The organism is Pseudomonas sp. B21-032 (genome assembly GCF_024748965.1).
Classification (GTDB): domain Bacteria; phylum Pseudomonadota; class Gammaproteobacteria; order Pseudomonadales; family Pseudomonadaceae; genus Aquipseudomonas.
The window spans coordinates 5,627,084-5,639,752 of record NZ_CP087180.1 but is presented as its reverse complement, the minus strand read 5'-3'; the positions used below and the strand labels follow the sequence as shown (position 1 = coordinate 5,639,752).

Annotated in this window: 14 protein-coding genes; 6 read left to right on the top strand and 8 right to left on the bottom strand. The window is 62.2% G+C overall.

Annotated features, from left to right (window positions below; genetic code table 11):
• Positions 1-76: 76 nt before the first annotated feature.
• Entirely contained in the window at positions 77-460 is a 384-nt protein-coding gene (locus LOY54_RS26100) for a PaaI family thioesterase (RefSeq protein WP_258608530.1), read from the bottom strand.
• Positions 460-2,778: a Tex family protein gene (locus tag LOY54_RS26095; protein ID WP_258608528.1), complete on the bottom strand. Its 2,319-nt coding sequence runs from the start codon at positions 2,776-2,778 to the stop codon at positions 460-462. The genes LOY54_RS26100 and LOY54_RS26095 overlap by 1 nt, the downstream gene beginning before the upstream one ends.
• Before the next feature lie 241 nt (positions 2,779-3,019).
• Here LOY54_RS26095 and ompR point away from each other — a divergent pair, with 241 nt between their 5' ends.
• Positions 3,020-3,760 carry a two-component system response regulator OmpR gene (gene ompR, locus LOY54_RS26090; protein ID WP_045201163.1) on the top strand — a complete coding sequence of 247 codons (741 nt, stop codon included), beginning with the start codon at positions 3,020-3,022 and terminating at the stop codon, positions 3,758-3,760.
• 128 nt (positions 3,761-3,888) lie between these two features.
• The gene (locus LOY54_RS26085) at positions 3,889-5,202 is read left to right on the top strand and encodes an ATP-binding protein (RefSeq protein WP_038998193.1); all 1,314 of its coding nucleotides are present in this window, start codon (positions 3,889-3,891) and stop codon (positions 5,200-5,202) included.
• Here LOY54_RS26085 and rimK read toward each other — a convergent pair.
• Together rimK and LOY54_RS26075 are read right to left on the bottom strand one after the other, a co-directional pair.
• Positions 5,199-6,104, bottom strand: coding sequence for a 30S ribosomal protein S6--L-glutamate ligase (gene rimK, locus LOY54_RS26080; protein ID WP_010221234.1), 906 nt, complete (start codon positions 6,102-6,104; stop codon positions 5,199-5,201). The two genes, LOY54_RS26085 and rimK, sit on opposite strands and share 4 nt — an antisense overlap.
• The gene (locus LOY54_RS26075; RefSeq protein ID WP_371128664.1) at positions 6,101-6,517 is read right to left on the bottom strand and encodes an ATP-dependent zinc protease; all 417 of its coding nucleotides are present in this window, start codon (positions 6,515-6,517) and stop codon (positions 6,101-6,103) included. Before LOY54_RS26075 ends, rimK begins: the two co-directional genes overlap by 4 nt.
• Positions 6,518-6,726: 209 nt before the next feature.
• On the opposite strand from LOY54_RS26075, the gene LOY54_RS26070 reads away from it, so the two are divergent.
• Positions 6,727-7,128, top strand: coding sequence for an RNA-binding S4 domain-containing protein (locus tag LOY54_RS26070; protein ID WP_258608526.1), 402 nt, complete (start codon positions 6,727-6,729; stop codon positions 7,126-7,128).
• On the opposite strand, the gene LOY54_RS26065 is transcribed toward LOY54_RS26070, so the two are convergent.
• Positions 7,125-7,928, bottom strand: coding sequence for a phosphatase PAP2 family protein (locus tag LOY54_RS26065; protein ID WP_093378385.1), 804 nt, complete (start codon positions 7,926-7,928; stop codon positions 7,125-7,127). The genes LOY54_RS26070 and LOY54_RS26065 overlap by 4 nt on opposite strands.
• 105 nt (positions 7,929-8,033) lie before the next feature.
• Between LOY54_RS26065 and hslO the strand changes: the two genes are divergently transcribed.
• Both hslO and LOY54_RS26055 read left to right on the top strand, forming a co-directional pair.
• Positions 8,034-8,936, top strand: a complete 903-nt coding sequence (gene hslO, locus LOY54_RS26060) for an Hsp33 family molecular chaperone HslO (RefSeq protein WP_045201165.1) — start codon at positions 8,034-8,036, stop codon at positions 8,934-8,936.
• A 179-nt stretch (positions 8,937-9,115) separates the two neighbouring features.
• Positions 9,116-10,657, top strand: coding sequence for a phosphoenolpyruvate carboxykinase (locus LOY54_RS26055; protein WP_093378388.1), 1,542 nt, complete (start codon positions 9,116-9,118; stop codon positions 10,655-10,657).
• A 63-nt stretch (positions 10,658-10,720) separates the two neighbouring features.
• Here the strand turns inward: LOY54_RS26055 and LOY54_RS26050 are convergent, their stop codons facing one another.
• Both LOY54_RS26050 and LOY54_RS26045 read right to left on the bottom strand, forming a co-directional pair.
• A complete protein-coding gene (locus LOY54_RS26050) occupies positions 10,721-10,993 on the bottom strand; it encodes a type II toxin-antitoxin system RelE/ParE family toxin (protein WP_258608524.1) in 273 nt (90 codons plus the stop codon).
• Entirely contained in the window at positions 10,993-11,457 is a 465-nt protein-coding gene (locus tag LOY54_RS26045; RefSeq protein ID WP_258608522.1) for a hypothetical protein, read from the bottom strand. Before LOY54_RS26045 ends, LOY54_RS26050 begins: the two co-directional genes overlap by 1 nt.
• 103 nt (positions 11,458-11,560) lie before the next feature.
• Between LOY54_RS26045 and LOY54_RS26040 the strand changes: the two genes are divergently transcribed.
• Complete coding sequence (locus LOY54_RS26040) at positions 11,561-11,989, top strand: thioesterase family protein (protein WP_258608520.1); 429 nt, start codon at positions 11,561-11,563, stop codon at positions 11,987-11,989.
• A gap of 6 nt (positions 11,990-11,995) precedes the next feature.
• On the opposite strand, the gene LOY54_RS26035 is transcribed toward LOY54_RS26040, so the two are convergent.
• The gene (locus tag LOY54_RS26035; protein WP_026001197.1) at positions 11,996-12,652 is read right to left on the bottom strand and encodes a response regulator transcription factor; all 657 of its coding nucleotides are present in this window, start codon (positions 12,650-12,652) and stop codon (positions 11,996-11,998) included.
• Positions 12,653-12,669: the final 17 nt, after the last annotated feature.

Here is a 12,669-nt window from a genome sequence, read left to right as displayed (position 1 = left end):
CGTTGTCGCCTGGTTTTGGCCGGCTTTCGGCAGCGCCTGCGCTCTGCCGAAAGTACCGCAGTTTGGCCATTTGCGGCTAGAGGACGACGAAAGTCCCCTGCGCTTTTGCCACCAGTTTGTCGCCCTGGAGTACATCGGCATCGACCACCAGCGTGCGCCGCCCGGCATGCAGCACCCGGGCGATGCACAGCACGTCACCTTCGCTGACCGCGCGCAGGTAGTTGATCTTGCATTCGAGGGTCACGCTCTGCTGGTCGAAACCATGGGAACTGGAGCAGGCCAGGCCCATGGTGGTGTCGACCAGGCTGAAGATTGCCCCGCCATGCAGGTTACCGCCGCGGTTGCGCAGGTGCGGCTCCAGGGCCATGGCCACCTCGGCAACGCCGTTTTCCAGGCGTTGCAGACGGCAGCCGAGCAACTGGCTGAAGGCGCTGAAGACGACGTCGTCGGGAACCGTCATCACTTCTTCTTCAGCTGCTTGGCGTTGGCGAACAGCGAGGCCATGGCGTTGTTGGCCGGTGCCGGGGTTTCCTTGGCGCGGGCCGGGGCACTCTGCTGGCGCGGGGCCGAGCCCGGACGGCTGCCACGGGCACCGTCGATCTTCTCGCCCGGGGTGTCGCTCATGCGCATCGACAGGCCGACGCGTTTGCGCGGGATGTCGACTTCCATGACCTTGACCTTGACCACGTCGCCGGCCTTGACCGCTTCACGCGGGTCCTTGATGAACTTCTCCGACAGCGCCGAGATATGCACCAGGCCATCCTGGTGCACGCCGATGTCGACGAAGGCACCGAAGTTGGTGACGTTGGTCACCACGCCTTCGAGGATCATCCCCAGTTGCAGGTCCTTGAGGTCTTCGACGCCTTCCTGGAACTCGGCGGTCTTGAACTCCGGGCGTGGGTCGCGGCCGGGTTTGTCCAGTTCCTGGAGGATGTCGGTGACCGTCGGCAGGCCGAAGGTTTCGTCGGTGAACTTCTTTGGGTCCAGGCGCTTGAGGAAGTCGCTGTCGCCGATCAGCGAACGGATGTCACGGTCGGTCTCGGCGGCAATGCGTTGCACCAGCGGGTAGGCTTCCGGGTGCACCGCCGAGGCGTCCAGCGGGTTGTCGCCGTTCATGACGCGCAGAAAGCCTGCGGCCTGTTCGAAGGTTTTTTCGCCCAGGCGGCTGACTTTCTTCAGCGCGGCGCGGGTCTTGAAGGCGCCGTTGGCGTCGCGGTGGGCGACGATGTTCTGTGCCAGGGTGCTGTTGAGGCCGGAGATGCGCGCCAGTAGCGCCACCGACGCGGTGTTGACGTCGACGCCGACGGCGTTCACGCAGTCCTCGACCACCGCATCCAGGCCACGGGCCAGCTTCAACTGCGAAACATCGTGCTGGTACTGGCCGACACCGATGGATTTCGGCTCGATCTTCACCAGTTCCGCCAGCGGGTCCTGCAGGCGGCGGGCGATCGACACAGCGCCACGGATCGACACGTCGAGGTCCGGGAACTCCTTGGCCGCCAGCTCCGAGGCCGAGTACACCGAAGCACCGGCTTCGGAGACCATGACCTTGGTCATTTTCAGCGCTGGATATTTTTTGATCAGTTCGGCGGCGAGCTTGTCGGTTTCGCGGCTGGCGGTGCCGTTACCGATAGCGATCAGCTCGACCGAGTGCTTGGCGCACAGCGCGGCGAGCACGGCGATGGTCTGGTCCCACTGGTTTTTTGGTACGTGCGGGTAGACGGTGGCGGTGTCCAGCAGCTTGCCGGTGGCATCAACCACGGCGACCTTGCAACCGGTGCGCAGGCCCGGGTCCAGGCCCAGGGTGGCGCGCGGGCCGGCCGGCGCGGCCAGCAGCAGGTCGTGCAGGTTATGGGCGAAGACGTTGATCGCCTCGCCTTCGGCGTTGTCGCGCAGCTCGCCGAACAGGTCGGTTTCAAGGTGGCTGTAGAGCTTGACCTTCCAAGTCCAGCGCACCACTTCGGCCAGCCATTTGTCGGCAGGACGGTTCTGATTTTGCAGGCCGAAACGCTCGGCGATCATCATTTCGCACGGGTGCAGGGTGCCCGGCAGTTCTTCGCCGACTTTCAGCGAAGCGGACAGCACGCCTTCGTTGCGGCCGCGGAAAATCGCCAGGGCGCGGTGCGACGGTACGCTCTTGAGCACTTCGTCGTGCTCGAAGTAGTCACGGAACTTCGCCCCTTCCTCTTCCTTGCCGGCCACCAGGCGGGCGCTGAGCACCGCTTCCTGCTTGAGAAAGCTGCGCAGCTTGTCGAGCAGGCTGGCGTCTTCAGCAAAGCGCTCCATGAGGATGTACTTGGCGCCTTCGAGGGCGGCTTTGACATCGGCCACGCCTTTTTCGGCGTCGACAAAACGCGCGGCTTCGGTTTCAGGGCTCAGTTGCGGGTCGCTCAGCAGGCCGTCGGCCAGCTCGCCGAGGCCGGCTTCCAGGGCGATCTGGCCCTTGGTGCGGCGCTTTTGCTTGTACGGCAGGTACAAGTCTTCGAGGCGGGTCTTGGTGTCGGCCAGTTTGATTTCACGGGCCAGTTCCGGGGTCAGCTTGCCTTGCTCTTCGATGCTGGCAAGGATGCTGACACGCCGTTCGTCCAGCTCGCGCAGGTAGCGCAGGCGCTCCTCCAGGTGGCGCAGCTGGGTGTCATCCAGGCTACCGGTGACTTCTTTCCGGTAACGGGCGATAAAAGGCACGGTCGAACCTTCATCAAGTAGAGCCACGGCCGCTTCGACCTGTTGTGGGCGGACACCGAGTTCCTCGGCGATGCGGCTGTTGATGCTGTCCATAAAACCACCTGACAAATTGTGAATACAAAGGCCGCGGGCGGGCGCTGTAGAGCGCTTGTGGTCAATGCGGCGCTGGCTGAAAGCGGCGCATTATACCCAGCGCGTCCGGCTTGCGGTGATAGCAGCAGGCCAGTTGTCGGCCCGGCAATACTGGCACCCGGGGAAAAATCTGCTAACAATGCACACGGCACGGCCATTGATGGCTAAGCCATAATGCGTGCCGAGATTAGAGGAGCTACCCATGAGCAGCACTGCACAAACCGCCGAAGGCGACAAAATTCTCATCGTCGACGATGACCCGGGCCTGAGCAGCCTGCTGGAACGGTTCTTCACCAGCAAGGGTTATCGCGCCCGTGCAGTACCCAATACCGAACAGATGGACCGCCTGCTGGCCCGCGAGGTTTTCAACCTGGTGGTGCTCGACCTGATGCTGCCCGGCGAAGACGGCCTGACCGCCTGCCGCCGCCTGCGCGCCGCCAACAACCAGATCCCGATCATCATGCTCACCGCCAAGGGCGACGAGCTGAGCCGCATCAAGGGCCTGGAGCTGGGTGCCGACGACTACCTGGCCAAGCCGTTCAACCCCGACGAACTGATGGCCCGGGTCAAGGCCGTGCTGCGCCGCCAGGCCCCGGCAGTACCGGGTGCACCGGGCAGCGAGGACGAAACCGTCACCTTCGGCGACTACGAGCTGTCGCTGGCCACCCGCGAACTCAAGCGCGGCGAAGAAGTGCACATGCTCACCACCGGTGAGTTCGCCGTGCTCAAGGCGCTGGTGATGCACGCTCGCGAGCCGCTGACCCGCGACAAGCTGATGAACCTGGCCCGTGGCCGCGAGTGGGACGCCCTCGAGCGCTCCATCGACGTGCAGATCTCGCGCCTGCGCCGGATGATCGAACCCGACCCGTCCAAGCCGCGTTACATCCAGACCGTCTGGGGCGTTGGTTATGTGTTTGTGCCGGATGGTAATGCCAGCAAGTGATGTTTCGTTTGCAGGAGTAGCTCACCGCCAGCAGGGCAGGCCTTCGGGATTGCCCTGTTTTTGCCTGTGCAGCGCTTTGCAAAGCCTGCGAGCCCCGCTCGTTCCCGCATAGTGTGTAGCCGTTGTCGATGAAAACGCCCCTGTGGTTCCCGCAAAGCTTCTTCGCCCGCACCCTCTGGCTGGTGCTGATCGTCGTGCTGTTCTCCAAGGCCCTGACCCTGGTGTACCTGCTGATGAACGAGGACGTGCTGGTCGACCGCCAATACAGCCATGGCGTGGCCCTGACCCTGCGCGCCTACTGGGCTGCCGATGAGTCCGATCGCGACAAGATCGCCGAGGCGGCGGGGCTGATCCGGGTGGTTGGCTCCGGGGTGCCCGAGGGTGAGCAGCACTGGCCGTACAGCGAAATCTACCAGCGCCAGATGCAGGCCGAACTTGGCGCCGACACCGAGGTGCGCCTGCGTGTACATGCGCCGCCGGCCTTGTGGGTACGGGCGCCGAGCCTGGGCGATGGCTGGCTGAAGGTGCCGCTGTATCCGCATCCGCTGCGTGGGCAGAAGATCTGGAGCGTGCTTGGCTGGTTCCTGGCCATCGGCCTGTTGTCGACCGCCTCGGCGTGGATTTTCGTGCGCCAGCTCAACCAGCCGCTCAAGCGTCTGGTGTTCGCCGCCCGGCAATTGGGCCAGGGGCGCAGTGTGCGCTTGCCGATCAGCGATACGCCGAGTGAAATGACCGAGGTGTACCGTGCCTTCAACCAGATGGCCGAGGATGTCGAGCAGGCCGGGCGCGAACGTGAACTGATGCTCGCCGGGGTCTCCCATGACCTGCGCACACCGCTGACGCGCCTGCGCCTGTCGTTGTCGTTGCTGGCCAACGAAAGCGACCTGACCGACGACATGGTCCGCGATATCGAAGACATGGACGCGATTCTCGACCAGTTTTTGGCGTTCATCCGCGATGGTCGCGATGAGCCGGTCGAAGAGGTCGATTTCAGTGAACTGGTGCGTGAGGTGGTGGCGCCGTTCAACCAGCCCGAGGAACAGGTGCGCCTGTGCCTGGAGCCGATCCCGCCGTTCCCGCTGCGCCGGGTGTCGCTCAAGCGCTTGCTCAACAACCTGATCGGCAATGCCCTGTACCACGCCGGCAAGGGCGTTGAAGTGGCGGCCTATGTGTCTGGCGAGAATGGCGCGCCCTACGTGGTACTGAGCGTGCTCGACCGCGGCGCCGGGATCGACCCGGGCGAGCTGGAGGGCATCTTCAACCCGTTCATCCGCGGCGACCGTGCCCGCAGCGGCAAGGGCACCGGGCTGGGCCTGGCGATCGTCAAGCGGATCGCCGCCCAGCACGGTGGCAACGTGCAGTTGCGCAACCGTTCAGGCGGCGGCCTGGAGGCGCGGGTGCGGCTGCCGCTGGGGCTGATGCTGCCGCGCGACGCTGTTTAGCCTTTGCCCTTGGTGCGGGTCAGGTTCGGCCCGCCATTCTTCTCCAGGTGTTCGATGATCATCCCGGCGACGTTCTTGCCGGTGGTGACTTCGATGCCTTCCAGGCCAGGCGAGGAGTTGACCTCCATCACCAGCGGGCCGTGATTGGAGCGTAGGATATCCACACCGGCCACGCTCAGGCCCATGACCTTGGCGGCGCGGATGGCAGTCATGCGCTCTTCCGGGGTGATCTTGATCAGGCTGGCGCTGCCGCCGCGGTGCAGGTTGGAGCGAAACTCACCGGGCTTGGCCTGGCGCTTCATCGAGGCGATGACCTTGTCGCCGACCACGAAACAGCGGATATCGGCGCCTCCGGCTTCCTTGATGTATTCCTGGACCATGATGTTCTGCTTCAGGCCCATGAAGGCTTCGATCACCGACTCGGCCGCCTTGGTGGTTTCGCACAACACCACGCCGATGCCCTGGGTGCCTTCGAGCACCTTGATCACCAGCGGCGCGCCATTGACCATCTGGATCAGGTCGGGGATGTCGTCCGGCGAGTGGGCAAAACCGGTGACCGGCAGGCCGATACCCCGGCGCGACAACAGCTGCAGCGAGCGCAGCTTGTCCCGCGAGCGGGCGATGGCCACCGATTCGTTGAGCGGGAACACTCCCATCATTTCGAACTGGCGCAGCACCGCGCAGCCGTAGAAGGTCACCGAAGCGCCGATTCGTGGGATCACCGCGTCGAAGTTTTCCAGCGGCTTGCCGCGGTAGTGGATCTGCGGCTTATGGCTGGCAATGTTCATATAGGCGCGCAGGGTGTCGATCACAACCACCTCATGGCCTCGTTCGGTACCGGCTTCGACCAGGCGACGAGTGGAATACAGACGCGGGTTTCGCGACAGCACGGCGATCTTCATGCAACACCTGTGGAGGGAGTGATAGTGGCCGGGAATGCCGGCTTGTCCTGAACGTACTTGAGCCCCGGGTTGACCACCAACTGGCCATGGATCAGGGCTTTGGAACCGAGCAACAGGCGATAGCGCATGGCCTTGCGGCAGGCCAGGGTGAATTCCACCTCCCACACCCGGTCACCCAGCGCCAGGGGCGTGCGGATCACGTAGCGGGTCTGGGCCTGGCCGTTGGAGCTCTTGATGGTTTTCATCGTCACCAGCGGCGCCTCGCAGCGCCGGTGACGCAGTTGTACCACCGAACCCAGATGGGCGTTGAAACGCACCCACTGTTCGCCATCGCGCTCGAAGGGTTCGACTTCGGTGGCGTGCAGGCTCGAGGTGCTGGCGCCGGTGTCGATCTTGGCCCGCAGGCCGGCCAGGCCGAGGTCCGGCAGGGCCACCCACTCGCGCAGGCCGATCACGGTCAAATGGTCAAATGTCTTCAAAATGCTCAACCAGCGTAGTAAGTCGTCAGGCACCAGGGCGGGCATGAACGACAGGTCGGTGAACTGTAAGCACGCCGCGTGTTTTTTGCATCCGCCAGATACGGTAGTACAGTTCCCTTTACGAAAATAAGTGGGGAAATGTCATGGCACAAAAGCCGGAAGAGGATGACAAGGTCCGTCTGGATAAATGGCTATGGGCGGCGCGCTTCTACAAGACCCGGGCGCTGGCCAAGGCGGCCATCGAAAGCGGCAAGGTGCATTGCCGGGGCGAGCGCTGCAAGCCGGGCAAGGAGCCGCGGTTGGGCGATGAGTTCGTCCTGCGTACCGGCTTTGACGAGCGTACGGTGGTGGTCAAGGCGCTGTCGGTAGTGCGTCGCGGCGCGCCTGACGCTCAGGCGCTATACGAGGAAACCGCGCAGAGCATCGCCCGCCGGGAACAGGCTGCGGCGATGCGCAAGGCCGGTGCCCTGGGGGTCAGCACTGATGGCCGGCCCACCAAGAAACAGCGGCGCCAGCTGCATCAGTTGCATGACAGCGCCGGTTAAGCGCGCGGGTTGACCACATTCAGGCGCCCGAGCAGTGGCAGCCGCGCCATGAGCTCGAACAGCGGTGCGCTCAGGCGCATCAGGGCAGCGCTGGCCTTGGCGGCAAACGGGGTATAGCAGCTCCAGCCCAAGGCCAGTACCGCCATCAGTACGCCACCGATGTAGTCGTCCTGGCCCCAGTGCGCGCCGGCCACCAGGCGCGGCAACATGAACAGCAGCGCCAGGGCCCAGACCAGCAATTGCTGTAGCAGCTTGCGGCTGAACAGGCTCATGAACATCGCCCAGATCAGCAGCACCGAGGCGTGATCGCCAGGGAAGCTCTGGCTGGAGCGGTCCTTGAGTTCCCAGCGTGCTTCAAGTTGCGGGTAGAAATCGCTGAGGTGAATGGCATCGCTGAACACCATCGACGGGCTGTTGTGCTGCCAGCCCATGGCGTTCATCCATTTCGAGAACAGCGCGCGGATCACCAGCAGCAGGACCAGGGTAGCGAAGAAGCCGAAGAAGGCCTGGCGCACCTGGCTGGCCTTGAATACCCAGTCGCCACGGATCAGCAGGCTGAGGAGGATCAGGCCGACGACAATATCGAACGGGCGCAGGCTGCCGACGGTCCAGATGTAACGCCAGACGCTATTGTCGGCCAGTGGCCGGTTGAGCAGGTGAAACAGCCATTCGTCGAAAGTCAGGCAGATGATCTGGCCAACAGGCCACAACCAGAAACACAGTAGAGCAACGGGCAAAACCGTGCAGAGAATCAAGGGACCCCAAGCCCACCTTGCTTGGAACAGTGAAGAATTGTCCATAAACTACCTCTTTGCTGCGAACCACGAGTGCACCATTCTGGTGCTCTAGACTGGGCTTTATAGGCCCTTGAAATTATTTTGTCATCATTCAGAAAGCCAAAGCCCATGTCCGATTTGCCAGATACCGACTACACACAACGCTTCCTTTTCGACGACCGCGACGTTCGCGGTGAAATGGTCGGGCTGGAGCGCAGCTACGCCGAAGTGCTGGCCAAGCACCCTTATCCGCAGCCTGTGGCACAGTTGCTCGGCGAGCTGATGGCGGCAGCCGCGCTGCTGGTCGGTACGCTGAAGTTCGATGGCCTGCTGATCCTCCAGGCGCAGTCGAGCGGGCCGGTGCCCCTGCTGGCTATCGAGTGCACCAGCGAGCACGAAATTCGCGGCCTGGCCCGTTATGCGGCCGAGCAGATCAAGGATGATGCAACCCTCGCCGACCTGATGCCTGGCGGCCACCTGGTGCTGACCATCATTCCGGTCAACGGCCAGCGCTACCAGGGCACGGTGGAACTGGACGGCAAGGATCTGTCGGAATGCTTCACCAACTATTTCGTCATGTCCCAGCAGGTCAATACCTGCATCACCCTGGCCGCCGACGGCATTCGTGCCCGTGGTCTGCTGGTGCAGCAACTGCCGGCCGACCGCCAGAAGGACATCGAAGAACGCGAGGAAAGCTGGAACCACGTCAAGGCGCTGGCCAATACCCTGAAGGCCGAGGAACTGCTGGGCCTGGACAACGAGACTGTGCTGCATCGGCTGTATCACGAGGATGCCGTGCGCCTGTTCGATATCCAGCCGCTGCATTTTCGCTGCAGCTGCTCCCGTGAGCGCTCCGGCAATGCCCTGGTGAGCCTGGGCAAGCATGACGCGCTGGAGCTGATCAACGAGCATGGCGGCCAGATCGAAGTCGATTGCCAGTTCTGCAATCAGCGCTACCAATTTGATGCCGCCGATATCGAGCAATTGTTCGCCGGTGGCGGTGTAGACACACCGTCAGATACTCGTCACTAAAACGTTTCACCACAGGTAAATCTCCTGTCTAACGCCGGAAACACGCCGTTCTGACAGGAGGGCCCTACTTTTTTTGGGCGTTTCTGGCATAATCCGGCCACTTTTTTCGCTGTAGTAGTTTTCAAAGCTCTACTACAAAACGTTTGGAGCACTCGGCCGCAGGCCGGATGGGGAATCTCATGACGCAAGCCAACAACACCGTCTACACCGACCTGAGCGTCGATGAGCTGGTAAAAGAAGCGCTGAACCGCGGTGAAGGCGAGCTGGCCGATACTGGCGCGCTGGTCGTGAAAACCGGTCACCGTACCGGTCGTTCGCCGGTGGATCGTTTCATCGTCGAAGAGCCGTCCACTCAGGACGCCATCGCCTGGGGCCCGATCAACCGCAAGTTCCCGGCCGACAAGTTCGATGCCCTGTGGGACCGCGTCGAGGCGTTCAACAACGCCCAGGATCACTTCGTTTCCTACGTTCACGTAGGCGCGGCTGCCGATCACTACCTGCCAGTGAAGATGACCACCCAGACTGCCTGGCAGAACCTGTTCGGTCGTTGCCTGTTCATCAATCCTGAACAGTACAACCCTGCTGGCCGTGACCAGTGGCAAGTGCTCAACGTTGCCAACTTCGAGTGCGTGCCTGAGCGTGACGGCACCAACTCCGATGGTTGCGTGATCCTCAACTTCGCCCAGAAGAAAGTCCTGATCGCCGGCATGCGTTACGCCGGTGAAATGAAAAAGGCCATGTTCTCGGTACAGAACTTCCTGCTGCCGGCTGCCGACGTGCTGCCAATGCACTGCGCCGCCAACATCGGCGAAGAGGGCGACGTGACCCTGTTCTTCGGTCTGTCGGGCACCGGCAAGACCACCCTGTCGGCTGACGAAAGCCGCTACCTGATCGGCGACGACGAGCACGGTTGGGGCGAAGGCGTTGTCTTCAACATCGAAGGTGGCTGCTACGCCAAGTGCATCGACTTGTCCGAGAAGAACGAGCCGGTCATCTGGAAAGCCATCAAGCACGGCGCAGTACTGGAAAACGTCGTCATCGACGATGCCAAGCACGCCGACTACACCGATGTCAGCCTGACCCAGAACAGCCGCGCCGCCTACCCGCTGGAACACGTTGCCAAGCGTTCCGAGAAAAACCTCGGTGGCGAGCCTAACGCGGTCATCTTCCTGACCTGCGACCTGACCGGCGTGCTGCCGCCAGTGTCGATCCTCAACGAAGAACAAGCGGCCTACCACTTCCTGTCCGGCTACACCGCTCTGGTGGGCTCGACCGAAATGGGTTCGGGCAGCGGCATCAAGTCGACCTTCTCCACCTGCTTCGGCGCGCCGTTCTTCCCGCGTCCGGCTGGCGAATACGCAGAGCTGCTGATCAAGCGTATCCGCGGTTTCGGCTCCAAGGTCTACCTGGTCAACACCGGCTGGACCGGCGGTGGCTACGGTGTGGGCAAGCGCTTCAACATCCCGACCACCCGCGCGGTGATCGCAGCGATCCAGAGCGGCGCCCTGATCGGCAGCGAAACCGAGCACCTGGACACCATCAACCTCGACGTGCCACTGGCCGTACCGGGCGTTGAAACCAACCTGCTCAACCCACGCAACACCTGGGCTGACCAGGCTGCTTACGATGAAGCTGCAAAAGCCCTGGCTGGCTTGTTCATCGAAAACTTCAAGAAGTTCGAAGTGTCCGACGCCATCAAGGCTGCTGGCCCACAGCTGTAAGCTGAAGCCTGCGTAAACAAAAAGCCGCCCTCAGGGGCGGCTTTTTGTTTTCCGGCTGTTCAATCATGGCCATTGTTGCCTGGCATGCAGCACCCGGATGATCTCGACGCAGTCTTCCATCACGCGATAGATCATTAAGTAGTTGGGACGAACCACGATTTCATGCGTACCGGGAAATCTTCCCGCTTTGTACATCGTCGGTGAGTATTGCGCTTTCCGGGCTTTGCTTTCAAAAGCCTCGTCCAGCGCGATTGCCGCTTCCGGGTTGTCGGCTGCAATGTGGTCCATGATCAGTTCGCGGTCGCTCAGTGCCATGGCTCGCCACACCAGTCTCATCAATGCGAACGAGCTTTCAGCGCTGCGCGGCGCTCGGCGAACAAGCGGCGAGCTTCATCATCCTCGATTGACGGAGTAGTGTCCTGCAGGCTGGCTTCGACTTGTGCGCTGAACCAGGTTTCGTAGGCCGCCGCTTCATGTGCTGTTTTAAGGGCCTGGGCACGATCAGGTCTTTGATAGGTCTGGAGTGTCTCGGGGTCGTAGCTGGAAGTGTCGACCTTGAAGTAGTCAATGCCTAGCGCCTGGAGATAGCTCACCAGCGTCTCGAGTTTTTTGAACAACCGGACATTGCCACTGCGTTGTGCAGTGAGTATGTGCTCCTGGTCCCTGGCGGAGACTTGAACAGCCCAGCCCCCCGCTTGCGCGACTACATGCGTGGTGTTGATGCAGCCAATCTCGACCATCTTGCTGAGTTTGGCATGGTCCATGTTATGAGTTGGCATGGGTGAATGTCTCTGCTTCATAAGGTCGATCCATGCTATGCAATCTATAGTTGATTGCAACTATAGGGCTTCTGAAGTGTTTGTGGGAAGCTTCGCACTCTTCCACAAGTGTCTCAGGTCCCTCATGTCCGAACTCCCACAACGCCAAGCCTTCCGCCATCTGCACCCGATCCTCAGCCGCTGGCAGGACAGCGACCTCAATGGCCATATCGCCGGTGCCACGGTCTATGCCTACTTCGACACAGCGATCCAGGCCTACCTGCTGCAACAGGCCGGGCTGGACCTGCAGGACGGCGAGGTCGCCGGTTTCGTGGTCAGTTCGGCGGCGGATTTTTTCGCCTTGCCGGCCTTCCCTGACACCCTTGAAGTCGGCCTGCGGGTGGCACGCCTGGCGGGCAGTTCGGTGGAATACCAGCTGGCGTTGTTCCGGGTCGAGGACGGGCAGCCTTGCGCGGCCGGCAAGCTGGTGCAGGTGTTCGTCGAGCGCGAGTCAGGGCGGCCGGCGCAGTTGCCGGCCACGCTGCAGGCGGCACTGGAGCGCTTGCAAGGCTGAGACCGCTCAATCGTTGAGGCGGATGATGCCTTCGCGTACGGCAAACAGCACCAGGCCGGGTACATCGTGAATCTGCAGGCGATGCATGATCTGCGAGCGGTGCGCCTCGATAGTCTTCACGCTCAGGCCGAGGCCGTCGGCAATCGAGCGGGTCGACTCGCCGCGGGCAATCAAGCGCAGGATTTCCAGCTGGCGCGCAGTCAACTGCATCGTGGTGCTGCCGCTGGGACGCTTGCGGCTGTGCTTCACCGCCTGGCCAATGACCATCGGCAGCACCGCTGACGACAGGTACTGGCCGCCGTTTTTCAGCGCCTGCAGGGCTTGCTCCAGCTCCAGTACGGTGGCGCTCTTGAGCAGAAACCCGTGAGCACCCAGCTGCAGGCAACGCATGACGAAGTCCAGCTCCGAGCGCGACGAGAGCATCAATACATGGCTTGAGGGCACGCGCAAAAACAGCTCACGCAGGATCTGCTCGCTGTCGAGGGTGTCGGCGGTCATGTCCAGCAGGATGATGTCGGGCTTGAGCTTCTCGGCCAGGGCGACAGCGGTCATGCCGTCGCCTGCGTCACCGACTACGGCGTATTGTTTTTTTTGTTCGAGCAGCGCTCGCAGGCCCGCTCGAAAGAGCGGCGAGTCATCGGCAAGTAGTATTCGGCAAAGCATGGGTTCGAGCCTGTTTC

Coding starts and splice junctions, on each gene's coding strand:
- LOY54_RS26100 (WP_258608530.1), bottom strand. CDS start 460: ATGACGGTTCCCGACGACGTCGTCTTCAGCGCCTTCAGCCAGTTGCTC.
- hslO (WP_045201165.1), top strand. CDS start 8,034: ATGTCCGATTTGCCAGATACCGACTACACACAACGCTTCCTTTTCGAC.
- LOY54_RS26050 (WP_258608524.1), bottom strand. CDS start 10,993: ATGAGACTGGTGTGGCGAGCCATGGCACTGAGCGACCGCGAACTGATC.
- ompR (WP_045201163.1), top strand. CDS start 3,020: ATGAGCAGCACTGCACAAACCGCCGAAGGCGACAAAATTCTCATCGTC.
- LOY54_RS26055 (WP_093378388.1), top strand. CDS start 9,116: ATGACGCAAGCCAACAACACCGTCTACACCGACCTGAGCGTCGATGAG.
- LOY54_RS26040 (WP_258608520.1), top strand. CDS start 11,561: ATGTCCGAACTCCCACAACGCCAAGCCTTCCGCCATCTGCACCCGATC.
- LOY54_RS26065 (WP_093378385.1), bottom strand. CDS start 7,928: ATGGACAATTCTTCACTGTTCCAAGCAAGGTGGGCTTGGGGTCCCTTG.
- LOY54_RS26035 (WP_026001197.1), bottom strand. CDS start 12,652: ATGCTTTGCCGAATACTACTTGCCGATGACTCGCCGCTCTTTCGAGCG.
- LOY54_RS26070 (WP_258608526.1), top strand. CDS start 6,727: ATGGCACAAAAGCCGGAAGAGGATGACAAGGTCCGTCTGGATAAATGG.
- LOY54_RS26095 (WP_258608528.1), bottom strand. CDS start 2,778: ATGGACAGCATCAACAGCCGCATCGCCGAGGAACTCGGTGTCCGCCCA.
- rimK (WP_010221234.1), bottom strand. CDS start 6,104: ATGAAGATCGCCGTGCTGTCGCGAAACCCGCGTCTGTATTCCACTCGT.
- LOY54_RS26085 (WP_038998193.1), top strand. CDS start 3,889: ATGAAAACGCCCCTGTGGTTCCCGCAAAGCTTCTTCGCCCGCACCCTC.
- LOY54_RS26045 (WP_258608522.1), bottom strand. CDS start 11,457: ATGAAGCAGAGACATTCACCCATGCCAACTCATAACATGGACCATGCC.